The following is a 12493-nucleotide window of genomic DNA, read 5'->3' as shown; positions in this document are numbered from 1 at the left end:
AACAATGGACATCGGACTACTGATCGACGGCGACAAAAGGGATGCCTCCGGCTCAGCCTCTTATGAGCGCATGGACCCGTTCACCGGCAAGCTGGCGACCCGCGCTGCCGCAGCCAGCATCGCCGACGCCAATGCCGCGGTGGAAGCCGCGGCCGTTGCCTTCAAGAGCTGGTCGAAGACCGGACCGGGCGAGCGCCGCGCTTTGCTGTCCAGGGCAGCCGATGTCATGGATTCCAAGGTCGGCGAGTTCACCAAATTGATGATGGAAGAAACCGGCGCCACCGGCCCTTGGGCCGGCTTCAACGTCATGCTCGCCGCCAAAATGCTGCGCGAGGCAGCCGCCATGACGACGCAGATTTCGGGCGAGGTCATCCCCTCCGACAAACCCGGCACGCTCGCCATGGCGATCCGCCAGCCCGCCGGCGTCTGCCTCGGCATCGCGCCGTGGAATGCGCCGGTCATCCTCGGTACCCGCGCCATCGCCATGCCGATCGCCTGCGGCAACACGGTTGTGCTGAAAGCCTCCGAAATGTGCCCCGGCACACACCGGCTGATCGGGCAGGTGCTGGTCGAAGCGGGCCTGCCCAAGGGCGTCATCAATGTCGTCACCAATGACCCCAAGAACGCAGCGGCAATCGTCGAAACACTGGTCGCGCACCCGGCCGTAAGGCGTGTCAACTTCACCGGCTCGACCAAGGTCGGCAGGATCATTGCCGAACTCGCCGGCCGTCACTTGAAGCCGGCGCTGCTCGAACTCGGCGGCAAGGCGCCGCTGGTCGTGCTCGACGATGCCGACATCGACGCCGCGGTCAATGCGGCGACCTTCGGCGCCTACATGCATCAGGGCCAGATCTGCATGTCGACCGAGCGTCTGGTCGTCGATGAAAAGGTCGCCGACGAATTCGTCGCCAAGCTCGCCGTCCGCGCGGCGCAGCTGCCGGCCGGCGACCCGCGCGGCCATGTCGTGCTCGGTTCGCTGATCAGCGGCCAAGCCGCCGACAAGATGGAAGAACTGGTTGCCGACGCCGTCGCCAAGGGCGCCAGGCTTGTGGCCGGCGGCAAGCGCACCGGAACCGTAGTCGAGGCGACATTGCTCGACCACGTGACGCCGGCGATGCGCGTCTATTCGGAAGAATCCTTCGGCCCGGTCAAGCCGGTGATCCGCGTCAAGGGCGAGGACGAAGCGGTACGTGTCGCCAACGATACCGAATACGGCCTGTCTTCAGCCGTGTTCAGCCGCGACATCCGCCGTGCCATGGCGGTTGCCGCGCGCATCGAAGCTGGCATCTGCCACATCAACGGCCCGACCGTCGGCGACGAGGCGCAAATGCCGTTCGGCGGCGTCAAGGGTTCAGGCTACGGCCGCTTCGGCGGCAAGGCCTCGATTGCCGAGTTCACCGACCTGCGCTGGCTAACCATCGAGGATCCGGGGCAGCACTATCCGTTTTGACTGCACCTTCTCCGACAGGGGGAGAAGGGAAGGAGCCCTCAGGGCCGGTTGCCTGGCGAGCCAACGGATTCCCGCATCAAAACCCGGCAAGGCTCGAGCCGCGCGATCGGCGGCCCCTCCCGGAGTTGTAAATCGTTTAATGGTGGGTATTTTACCCCTCAAGCACATGCCGCCGGAAGGCGGCAAGCGGTTTTGGGGACTACCACAAGTGCAAAGCAAGAATACGCGATACGCATCGCGCCGGGGAGGAGTCGTTATGCCAAACAAAGCCCTGCCGCTGGTCATCAGCGCGCCGGAACCACGCACGCTCGACCTGATCTTCACCCCACCGCAGCTGGCGCGCCTCAAGGCGCATTACCGCGTCGTCGAGACGACGGCCGAGGGCGTGGCGAACTTGCCCGCCGACGTGCTGGCCGAAGCCCGCTATATTATCGGCCAGCCGCCGATCTCGCCCGAGACCTTGGACCAGATGCAGGCGCTGCGTTGCGTCTTCAATGTCGAGACCAACCTCATCAACAACATGCCCTATGAGACGCTGTTTGCGCGCGGCATCCATGTCGTCACCACCGGCCTCGTCTTCGCCGAGCCGGTGGCCGAGCTTGGCCTCGCCATGGCGCTCAACCTCGCCCGCAACATCGTCGATGCCGACCTCGCCTTCCGCAAAGGCGAGGAGCTGTGGGGCGGTGACGGCAATTTGACGGCGCGGCTTCTGTCCGGCGCCGATGTCGGCATCATCGGCTTCGGCGATCTCGGCCGTGCGCTCAACCGACTGCTGTCGGGTTTTCGCACCCGCACCAAGGTCTTCGACCCTTGGCTGCCGCCGTCGATCCTGATCGACAATGGCGTGAAGCCGGCTTCGCTGGACGAGGTGCTGACATCAAGCGATTTCGTCTTCGTCGTCGCTTCGGTGACCTCGGAGAACCAGGGTTTCCTCGGCGCTGAGGCCTTTGCAAGTATGCGCAAGGGCGCCGCCTTCATCCTGCTCAGCCGCGCCGGCGTCGTCGACTTCCCTGCCCTGATGGCGGCGGTGAAAAGCGGCCACATCGTCGCCGCCAGCGATGTCTTCCCTGAAGAGCCGCTGGCGCAGGACCATCCGGTCCGCACGATCCCCGGCTTCCTGCGCTCCGCCCACCGCGCCGGTGCGCTTGACATCGCCTTCAAGCGCATGGGCGACATGGTTCTGGAAGACATGGACCTGATCGACCGCGGCCTGCCGCCTCTGCGCTCCAAGCGCGCCGAGCGCGAGACGGTGTCAAGGATGCGTTCGAAGCCGGCGGACAGGAACTAGTTGTCGCGAGAAATCCGCCTGAGATGGATTTCGCAGTTGGCCAAAACCCCTTTGTCATCGCCGCTCAGGATGACCGGGAACCTTCCGGCATTGGCGTTTTTCAGCCGGATCGCTCCCATTCGATCCAGATCCTACTATCGATACCCCGCCAGGCGTAGCCGGCGGGGTATTGATTTTGAAAGCAATCGGGCTGTGGGAGGCCTGGCCTACTCCAAGGAGGCTCGTCACGATTCGCGTCGGTGGCGGGCCTTTTTATTCACTCCCGAGCAAAGCCGGAGGCGGTCTGCCCGCCTCGCTCTATCCGGCAGCAACGCCGGCTGCCGAGCGATTGGCCAGCACCAGCCCGACCTCGCCGACAACCTGATCGACGCGCTTCAGGATGGGTTCGGCCCGCAGCACGCCGTCGGAAAAGTCCTTGTCCGTGGCATAGACCCCTGTCGGCAGCGTCAGCGCCTCGAAGAAGCCGAACAACGGCCGCAACTGGTGCTCGACGATCAACGCGTGGCGATCGTTGCCGCCGGTGGCAAGCAGCACCACCGGCTTGCCGCGCAAGGAAGCGGGATCGAAGAGGTCGAAGAAGTGCTTGAACAGGCCGGTGTAGCTGCCCTTGTAGGTCGGTGACCCCACCACCAGCACATCGGCATTGACAACGCTGTCGAAGACTGCCCGGGCCTGGCCGTCGAGATCGCGCGCCCATTTGGCAGCGCCGAGCGACGGGCCGAGGTCTTCGATGTCATAGGTGCTCGCCGACAGGCCATGCTGGCGCGCAATATCCCTGACAACCTGGTCGACAAAACCACGCGTCTTGGACGGCCTGGTGAAATTGCCGGAAAACCCGACGACGGTTGGATTGGGCATGTTTCTCTCACCTCTCGCGGCGGGGTTTCATACCGCATATTTACAGGCTTGCGCCTGCCGCAAGAAGCAAATGACTGACCTTGCAGCACCATAGTGAGGAATTTTTTTCCGTTTGCCCGCTCGTCTCAGGCCGCGAGAAGCGGGCCATAGGATTCCAGGTAGAAGCCGGGCGACCTGGCGCAGGTCCGCACCGCCTCCCTGGCGGCAACCGTTTCCTGCCACCGCAGCAGGCGCTCGCATTCGGTCGGCATGACGAAGCCCAGATATTTCTCAAGCACGCACAGCTGTTCGAACCAGGGATAGAAGGCGATGTCGGCGGCGCTGAATTCCGAGCCCAGCAAAAACCGTTCGTCCGCCCCTCGCAGGGCGAAGGCATGCTGTTCCACAAAGCGCAGATCGTCGGCAAGCTGGGCCTTGATCCGCTTATGAACCATAGCGTCGGAACTGTGCATCATGGTTGCCGTCCGGGCGTAAAGCTGCGTGTCGGCGAAACTGATCCAGATGCGCGCCTCAGCGCGGGCATGAGCATCCCTGGGGAAAATCGGCCGTTCGGGGAATGCATCATCGAGATATTCGCAGATGATCGCCGACTCCCTGACATATTGCCCCTGATGGCGCAGCAGCGGCACCTTTCCCGTCGGCGTGAGTTTCAGGAACCACGCCGGCTTGTTGCGCAGATCGATTTCGATTTCCGTCGCCTGCAGGCCTTTCTCGGCAAGGGCGAGCCTGACACGGTGCGCATAGGGACAAAGCTGCGCGACAAAAAGCTCGATTGGCGGCATGAATAACTCCTGAGTTTCGTTATCGCCGACAAGCGGCCTGTCGGGCATAGCTAGGTCCAGTAAGGCCGGCGCGCTATTCGACAGCGTCTGGATTGATATATCGATCGTCTGTTTCTGGAGCAAAGCGTGGACCTCCTGGCTACCCTCATGCGCGAATTGCACTTCGCAGCCGCCGGGTACCGGCGCCTCGAACTGGCCGCGCCCTGGGCGATCTCGTTCAGCCAGGCTGGACTTCGCGGCATTCACGTCGTCATCAAGGGGCGATGCGAGGCGGTGTTCGGTGAGGAAGATGTCGAGCCTCTCGATGCCGGCGACCTGATCATTGCACCGCGCGCCGATCCGCATGTGCTGCGGTCCCCCGGCGCGCTCAAAAGCGCGAACGTCCCCGCCGCCGAACTGGCGACCCAAACCGCAGCCGGGCGTATTCGCAGCGGCGGCGAAGGCGAAAAGACCGTCATCCTGTGCGGCGCCTTCGCCTTTCGCGACGCCGACCATCCGGCACTTGCCGGCCTACCGCGCATCGTTCACATCCGGGGATCGAATGGCCGTCTGCCCAAATGGCTGCGTGGCTATGTCGAGGCCTTGCTGGTGGAAGCGACCGACGAAGGTCCCGGCAGCGACGTGGTCATGGCTCGCCTGTCTGGGGCCATCGTCACGCGCGCCTTGCGCTCCGGTCTGGAAAGCATGGACAATCCAGGTTGGCTGAGGGGATTGCAGGACCCCGCGATCGCCAGAGCGCTCGCGACCCTGCATGAAGCCTATGGCCACGGCTGGACGATCGAGACCCTGGCACGCGCGGTCGGGCTCTCCAGGGCAACCTTTGCCGCCCGCTTTCGCGATCTCGTCGGCGAAGCGCCCATGGCCTATCTCTTCGGCTGCCGCATGCGGCAGGCCAGCCGGCTGCTGCACGAGGGCAAGAGCCTGGGCCAAGTCGCCGAGGCGGTCGGCTACAGCTCGGAAGCCGCCTTCTCCACCGCCTTCAGGCGCCACGCCGGCGTCTCGCCCGGCCAATTCAGGAAACGGAAGGATCTGTAAGGCAGAGCGATATTGGCGGCGGCCGCGCCTCGCGCTAGGGCTTTGCCAGCACTATGTCTGATCATATCCCGACGCGGTTCGCCGCCGCTTTGCCCAGGAGATGCTTCGTGCCCAAAGGTTCTGACCTGCTTGTTGCCGCCCTCGAGAATGAGGGCGTCGATCGCATCTTCGGCATTCCCGGCGAAGAAAACCTGGACGTCGTCGAATCCATCCGCAAATCCTCGATCCAGCTCATCCTCACCCGTCATGAGCAGGCGGCGGCGTTCATGGCCGCCACCCATGGCAGGCTCACCGGCAAGCCAGGTGTGTGCATCACCACGCTGGGACCCGGCGCCCTGAACCTGACGACGGGTGCCGCCTATGCGCTGCTCGGCGCCATGCCGATGATCATGATCACCGGGCAGAAGGGCATCCGGTCGTCGCGCCAGGCCCGCTTCCAGATCGTCGACATCGTCGCCGCGATGAAGCCGCTGACCAAGCTGTCACGCCAGATCATCTCGGCGAAGACCATTCCCGCCGTGGTGCGCGAAGCGTTTCGGATTGCCGAAGAGGAGCGTCCGGGGCCGGTGCATCTGGAACTGCCCGAAGACATCGCGGCCGAGGAGTGCGACGATGTCGCGCTGATCCCGCCGCATCCGGTCGAGCTTCCGCTGGCCAGCCCGCTGGCGCTCGACCGTGCCGCCGAGATGATCATCAAGGCGCAACGGCCGCTGGCGATGCTGGGCGCCGCCGCATCGCGGCCGCGCTCGACGTCCGACCTCGCCCAGTTCGTGATCAGGACCGGCATTCCCTATTTCACCACGCAGATGGGCAAGGGCACGGTGCCTGGCGGAACCGAGCTCTATATGGGCACCGCCGCGCTGTCCGAGCGCGACTATGTGCATGAGGCCATCGAACAGGCCGACCTCATCATCACTATCGGCCACGACACGATCGAGAAGCCGCCCTTCATTATGGGCGACAAGGGACCGAAGGTGATCCATGTCGGTTACCAGCCGGCCAATGTCGAGCAGGTCTATTTCCCGCAGACCGAAGTGGTCGGCGACATCGGCGCTTCGCTCAGGCTGCTTGCCGACCGGATCGAGGGCAAGATCCCCAACGCGCAGGCGCTACTGCCGCTGCGCGAAGGGATTTTGAGCCGCATTGCCATCCGGGCCACCGAAGACCGTTTCACGCCGCAGCGCTTGGTGCACGATGTGCGCGCGGTGATGCCGGCCGATGGCATCCTGGCGCTCGACAACGGCATGTACAAGATCTGGTTTGCGCGCAATTACCGCACGCGCGTCGCCAACACTTTGCTGCTCGACAACGCCCTGGCCACGATGGGCGCCGGCCTGCCGTCGGCGATGACGGCGGCGATGCTCTATCCCGGCCGCCGCGTCATGGCGATCTGCGGGGACGGCGGCTTCATGATGAACAGCCAGGAGTTGGAAACCGCCGTCAGGCTGAAGCTCAACCTCGTCGTGCTGATCATCGAGGACAATGCTTTCGGCATGATCCGCTGGAAGCAGGCGGTCGACCAGTTCCCCGATTTCGGCATGACCTTCGGCAATCCCGATTTCGTCAGATATGCCGAAGCCTATGGCGCCAAGGGAACCAGGGTCGGCGCCGTCTCAGAAATACAATCGACGCTTGAACAGGCTTTTGCCGGCGGTGGCGTCCATCTCGTCGTCGTTCCGATCGACTATTCGGAGAACGAGCGCGTGCTGGTCGAGGAACTGCGCCACCGGTTGCCGGCGCCACCGGAGGCCTGACGGTGGAGTAGATACCGCCGCAGCAGCGCTCAGGCGGCCCGGACCTTGGCGCTCCCACGCGCCCAGGCCGGCAGCCAGTCGCCATGTGTCGCCAGCAACTCATCGACCAGCGCCCAGATCTGGTCGAGATCGAGTTCGGCCGCCGTATGCGGGTCCATCATCGCCGCGTGGTAGATGTGCTCGCGGTTTTCGGTCATCAACGCCTGCACCGTCAGTTCCTGCACATTGATGTTGGTGCGTATCAACGCGGTGAGTTGCGGCGGCAGCTCGCCAATATAGGTCGGCTGGATGCCGGAGGCGTCCACCAGACACGGCACCTCGGCGGCGCAATTGTCCGGCAGCGAGGTGATGCAGCCATTGTTGCGGACATTGCCGTAGATCACCGAAGGCTCCCCGGTCCACACCGAGTTCATGATCGAGGACGCGTATTCCTTCGATTGCTCGACCTCGATGCGGTCGGCCGAGCGATAGGCCTCGGCCTGGCCCTTCCAGCGCTCGATCTGTTCGATGCAGCGCTTGGGATATTCGTCGAGCGGAATGCCGAATTTCTCGATCAGGTCGGGGCGGCCTTCCTTGATGAAATAGGGCGTGTATTCGGCGAAATGCTCGGAGCTTTCGGTGACGAAATAGCCGAGCCGCGTCAGCATCTCGTAACGCACCTTGTTGGGGCAGCGCGGGTTCCAGCCCGGCTTCGGCGCCCTGCCCTCGCGATAGGCGCGGATCAGGTCCGGATAGAGGTTGCGGTAGGACCCATCCGGCTGCCGGTGCTCGAACTTCAGGTAGAAGGCCATGTGGTTGATGCCGGCCGAGCGGTAGCGTATCTCGTCGTAGGGAATGTCGAGATCGTGCGCCAGTTCCATCGCCGTGCCTTGCACCGAGTGGCAGAGGCCTACCTGTTTAATGTCAGGAAATTTCTCTGAGATCGCCCAGGTGTTGATCGCCATCGGGTTGACGTATTGCAGCATGATCGCGTCGGGGCAGACGGCCAGCATGTCCTCGCAGATCTTCCACAGATGCGGCACGGTCCGGAGGCCGCGCATGATGCCGCCGACGCCGAGCGTGTCGGCAATGGTCTGGCGCAGGCCGTATTTCTTCGGCACCTCGAAATCGGTGACGGTGCAGGGCTCAAAGCCGCCGATCTGGAAGGCGACGACGACGAAGTCGGCACCGGCGAGCGCCTTGCGTTGATCGGAATAGGTCTCGGCCTTCGCCTTCACGCCCAGCGTCGCGATCAGCTTGTTGACGACGATGGCGCTCTCTTCCAGCCGCTGCGGATTGATGTCCATCAGCGCGATCGTCGCGCCTGACAGCGATGGCCGCTGCAGCACGTCGCCGACAATGTTCTTCATGAACACGGTCGAACCCGCGCCAATGAAGGTGATCCTGGGATGTCTTGCCACTATTAAGCCTCCGGCACTTTGCTACGCCACGTCGAAGGCGGCCCTGACGAGCCGTTCGGTGTAGGCGGTCTTGGGATGGGTGAGGACCTCGTCGACGGGTCCCTGTTCGACGATCTTGCCGTTCTGCATGACGATGACACGGTGGCAGAGCGCGCGCACGACCTTGAGGTCGTGCGAAATGAAGAGATAGCTAAGGCCGCGTTCGTCCTGCAGCTTGCGCAACAAGTCGATGATCTGCGCCTGCACCGAAAGGTCGAGCGCCGATGTCGGTTCGTCGAGCAGGATGAATTCGGGCTCCAGCGCGATGGCTCGGGCAATGGCGATGCGCTGCCGCTGGCCGCCGGAAAATTCGTGCGGGAACCGCGACAGGATATCGCCGGGCATGCCGGCGCTGACCAGGGCGTCGCGAACCCGATCGACCCGCTCGCGCCGTGTCGCGCCGATCCTGTTGACGACCAGCCCTTCCTCGATGATCTGGCCGATCGTCATGCGCGGGTTGAGCGAGGAGAACGGATCCTGGAAGACGACCTGCATGCGCGAGCGCAGCGGCCGCATCCCGGCGCGCGACAGGCCGTGGATCGGCTGGCCGTCGAAGCTGACCTCGCCGCGCTTGGCCTCGGTGAGCCTGAGCAAGGCGAGACCGAAGGTGGTCTTGCCGGAGCCGGATTCGCCGACCAGCCCCAGTGTCTCGTGGCGGCAAAGCTTCAGGCCGAGATCGTCGACGGCGACCAGCTCGCGCCAGTCCGGCTTCAGGAAGCTGCCATGGCGTAGCATGAAGCAGACGCGCATATCGCGGGCCTCGAGGATGGTGCCGCTGTTTTCCGGGAGCGGCTGCGGCTTGCCGTGCGGCTCTGAAGCGAGCAGCCGCTTGGTATAGGCATGCTGCGGGTCGGCGAACAGCCGCTCGGTGACGTTGTGCTCGCACATCTCGCCATGCTGCATGACATAGACATAGTCGGAGAATTTTCGCACCACGGTGAGGTCGTGGGTGATCAGGATGACCGCCATCCTGAGTTCTTTTTGCAGATTGCGGATCAAATTGAGGATCTGCGCCTGCACCGTGACGTCGAGCGCCGTCGTCGGCTCGTCGGCAATCAGCACATCGGGGTCGTTGGCGAGCGCCATGGCGATCATAACGCGCTGGCGCTGCCCGCCCGACATCTGGTGCGGATACTGCTTGATGCGTGCTTCCGGCTCGGGGATCTGGACATGCCGCAAAAGCTCGAGCGCCCGCGCCCAGGCTTGCTTGCGGCTGACCTTTCGATGCACCCTGATCGCCTCGACGATCTGACTGCCGACCGTATAGATCGGGTTGAGCGAGCTCATCGGCTCCTGGAAGATCATCGAAATGCGATTGCCGCGCAATTTGCGCCGAGCGCTCTCGGGGAATTTCAGTATGTCCTGCCCGCAATAGTCGATGGTGGATTTCGGCGACACGGTGGCCCGCTTTGACAAGAGCCCCATGACAGCGCGCGCCGTCACCGACTTGCCGGAACCGGACTCGCCGACGATGGCGATCGTCTCCCCGCGATAGAGCTGGAACGAGACATCCTTCACCGCGTCGACGACGCCGTGCTCGACCTTGAAGGCGACCTCGATGTTGCGGGCATCGATGATGGGTTGGTCGTGGCGGCCGGCATGGTCGAACCGGACGGCTGGTGCGAAGGTGGCTGCGAGCGCAACGGTCATCCCGGCCACCTCAATAGGGATCGACGGCATCGCGCAGGCCGTCGCCCAGCGCGTTGAAGGCAAAGACGGTGATCAGCACGAAGCCGACCGGCGACAGGATCCACGGATAGGTGCCGATGACCGAATAGGTAGCCGTGTCCTGCAGCATCAGCCCCCATGAGATCAGCGGCGGTTTCACGGCGAAGCCGAGGAAGCCGAGAAAGGCTTCGAGCAGCACCACCGTCGGGATGGCGATCGTCACGGCGACGATGACGTGGCTCATCACATTGGGAAAAATGTGCTGCATGATGATACGCATGTCGGTGGCGCCAACCGCCATGGCAGCGCGCACATAGTCGATCCGCGCCAGCGCCAGCGTCTTGCCGCGCACCTCGCGCGACATCTGCGCCCAGCCCAGCGCCGACATGACGATGATGACGAAGGCGAGGAAGACGTTGGTCGGCGCGGTCACCGGGATCAGCGTCGTCAGCGCAAGATAGAGCGGCAATTGCGGGAAGGCGAGCACCAGCTCGACGAAGCGCTGCATCCAGACGTCGAAGCGGCCGCCGAAATAGCCCGAGACCATGCCGACCGTGGTGCCGATGACGGTGATGATGAACACCACCGTCAGCGCGATCATCAGCGAGACGCGCGAGCCCTGGATGGCGCGCGACAACACATCCCGGCCGAATTTGTCGGTGCCGAGAAAATGCACCGGCTGGCCGTCGGCCGAAGCGAAGAAATGCCGGTTGGCGGGGATCAGTCCAAGCAGCCGGTAGTCGGCGCCCTTGACGAAGAAGCCGAGCAGGCGCGGATGCTCGTAATCCGGCCCGACGACCGGCTGGAAGGTGACCGGGTCGAGGTCTGCAGAATCCGCCAGCGCATAGACCCGCGGCTGGAGCACGAAATTCCCGTCTCTGTCGTGAAAACTCATCACTTGCGGCGGGGCGAAAGCGACATCGGTCACCTTGGGGTCCATCGGCGCGAAGAAATCGGCGAATAGCGCCATCAGCACCAGAAGCACGACCAGGATCAGCCCGGCCATGCCGGTCCAGGAGCGCCTCAGCCGGCGCCAGACCAGCGCCATATAGCTCTCATTGCCGCGTGGGGTCGCAATCGCGGTTGCTTCAGCCGGGGGCGGCGGCGGGGATGGGTCACGCGCCAGCATCTAGCTCTCCCTGAACTGGCGTACGCGCGGATCGAGCAGCGCGAGCAGCATGTCGGCGATGATGTTGCCGACGATCAGCGTTGCCGACAGCACCATCATGAAGGTCGCCGTGACATAAACGTCGCCGACCGCCATCGAGCCGACAATGGCGGGCCCGACCGTCGGCAGCGCAAAGATGATCGCCGTCTCGATCTCGCCGGTCAGCATGTAGGGCAGCACCACGCCCTGATACATGATGAGCGGGTGCAGCGCGTTGGGCACGGCATGGCGCATGACGACGGCGCTGCCGGTCAGGCCCTTGGCCTTGGCCGTCTCGACATATTGCGCGTTCAGCGTATCGAGCAGATTGCCGCGCATGACGCGCATATTGTAGGCGAGCCCGCCGAAGGTGGCGATCGCCACCACCGGCCAGACATGCTTGACGAGATCGGCGAATTTCGCCCACGACCACGGCGCGCCGCCATATTGCGGCGAGAAGAAGCTGCCGATCTCCGACACGTTGAACTGGAAGACCAGGAGATAGACGATGATCAGCGCCATCAGGAAGCGCGGCACGGTCATGCCGAGGAAGGAGATGGCCGACAGCGCCGAGTCGATCCATGTGTATTGCCTGGTCGCCGCCCAGATGCCGAAGGTGATGCCGAGCACCGACGCCAGCAGATGGCAGACCAGTGCCAGCAGCAGCGTGCGCGGCAGCCGCTCGCCGACCACGGCGGCGACCGGCTTGTTGTAATAGAGGCTGTAGCCGAAATCGCCGCGGGTGATGATGCCGGCGACCCAGTTCAGGTACTGGACGGGCAGCGGTTTATCGAGGCCGTGCTCGACCCTATAGGCCTGCGCCTGCGCGTCGGCTTCGGCAAAAGACGCCCCGCCCTGGTTGATAAGCTGCGAGCGGATATAGTCGGCATAGTCGCCCGGCGGCGCCTGGATGATGGCAAAGGTGACCAGGCTCAGGATGACCATGACCGGGACCGCCGATGCTATGCGCATGGCCAGGAATCGCAGCATCGGACCGTTTCTCCTCCTTTGATCTAATCTGTTGCCGCTGACCTTACTCCGTCCCGGCCGCGCGCAGCGCGGCCGGGCGTCA

Annotated in this window: 10 protein-coding genes; 4 read left to right on the top strand and 6 right to left on the bottom strand. The window is 63.9% G+C overall.

Translation table 11 applies throughout. The features are described from left to right. Nucleotides 1-4: 4 nt before the first annotated feature. Entirely contained in the window at nt 5-1450 is a 1446-nt protein-coding gene (locus NKK50_RS00925) for an aldehyde dehydrogenase (RefSeq protein ID WP_023829182.1), read from the top strand. Between the two features lie 256 nt (nt 1451-1706). Beyond that, on the top strand, nt 1707-2738 hold the full coding sequence (locus tag NKK50_RS00920; protein ID WP_023729450.1) for a hydroxyacid dehydrogenase: 1032 nt from the start codon (nt 1707-1709) through the stop codon (nt 2736-2738). 297 nt (nt 2739-3035) lie between these two features. On the opposite strand, the gene msuE is transcribed toward NKK50_RS00920, so the two are convergent. After that, nucleotides 3036-3596: an FMN reductase gene (gene msuE / locus NKK50_RS00915; RefSeq protein WP_023685284.1), complete on the bottom strand. Its 561-nt coding sequence runs from the start codon at nt 3594-3596 to the stop codon at nt 3036-3038. A gap of 125 nt (nt 3597-3721) precedes the next feature. Next, entirely contained in the window at nt 3722-4378 is a 657-nt protein-coding gene (locus NKK50_RS00910) for a glutathione S-transferase family protein (RefSeq protein ID WP_023833952.1), read from the bottom strand. Nucleotides 4379-4525: 147 nt separating this feature from the next. On the opposite strand from NKK50_RS00910, the gene NKK50_RS00905 reads away from it, so the two are divergent. Together NKK50_RS00905 and NKK50_RS00900 are read left to right on the top strand one after the other, a co-directional pair. Continuing rightward, on the top strand, nt 4526-5413 hold the full coding sequence (locus NKK50_RS00905) for an AraC family transcriptional regulator (RefSeq protein ID WP_023704666.1): 888 nt from the start codon (nt 4526-4528) through the stop codon (nt 5411-5413). A gap of 107 nt (nt 5414-5520) precedes the next feature. Beyond that, complete coding sequence (locus NKK50_RS00900; RefSeq protein ID WP_023826427.1) at nt 5521-7167, top strand: acetolactate synthase large subunit; 1647 nt, start codon at nt 5521-5523, stop codon at nt 7165-7167. 29 nt (nt 7168-7196) lie between these two features. Here NKK50_RS00900 and NKK50_RS00895 read toward each other — a convergent pair whose 3' ends face one another. From NKK50_RS00895 to NKK50_RS00880, 4 genes are read right to left on the bottom strand one after another with little or no spacing between them, the layout of a single operon-like run. After that, nucleotides 7197-8567 carry an alpha-glucosidase/alpha-galactosidase gene (locus tag NKK50_RS00895; protein ID WP_352543018.1) on the bottom strand — a complete coding sequence of 457 codons (1371 nt, stop codon included), beginning with the start codon at nt 8565-8567 and terminating at the stop codon, nt 7197-7199. 21 nt (nt 8568-8588) lie between these two features. Next, nucleotides 8589-10256, bottom strand: coding sequence for an ABC transporter ATP-binding protein (locus NKK50_RS00890; protein ID WP_352543017.1), 1668 nt, complete (start codon nt 10254-10256; stop codon nt 8589-8591). Between the two features lie 10 nt (nt 10257-10266). Then, on the bottom strand, nt 10267-11403 hold the full coding sequence (locus NKK50_RS00885) for an ABC transporter permease (protein WP_023687914.1): 1137 nt from the start codon (nt 11401-11403) through the stop codon (nt 10267-10269). Further along, nucleotides 11404-12411: an ABC transporter permease gene (locus tag NKK50_RS00880; protein ID WP_023696253.1), complete on the bottom strand. Its 1008-nt coding sequence runs from the start codon at nt 12409-12411 to the stop codon at nt 11404-11406. Nucleotides 12412-12493 lie beyond the last annotated feature (82 nt).

This window comes from Mesorhizobium sp. M0001, from assembly GCF_040324255.1.
Classification (GTDB): Bacteria; Pseudomonadota; Alphaproteobacteria; order Rhizobiales; family Rhizobiaceae; genus Mesorhizobium.
The sequence above is the reverse complement of the archived record's forward strand: the minus strand, read 5'-3'. Positions and strand labels throughout refer to the sequence as shown.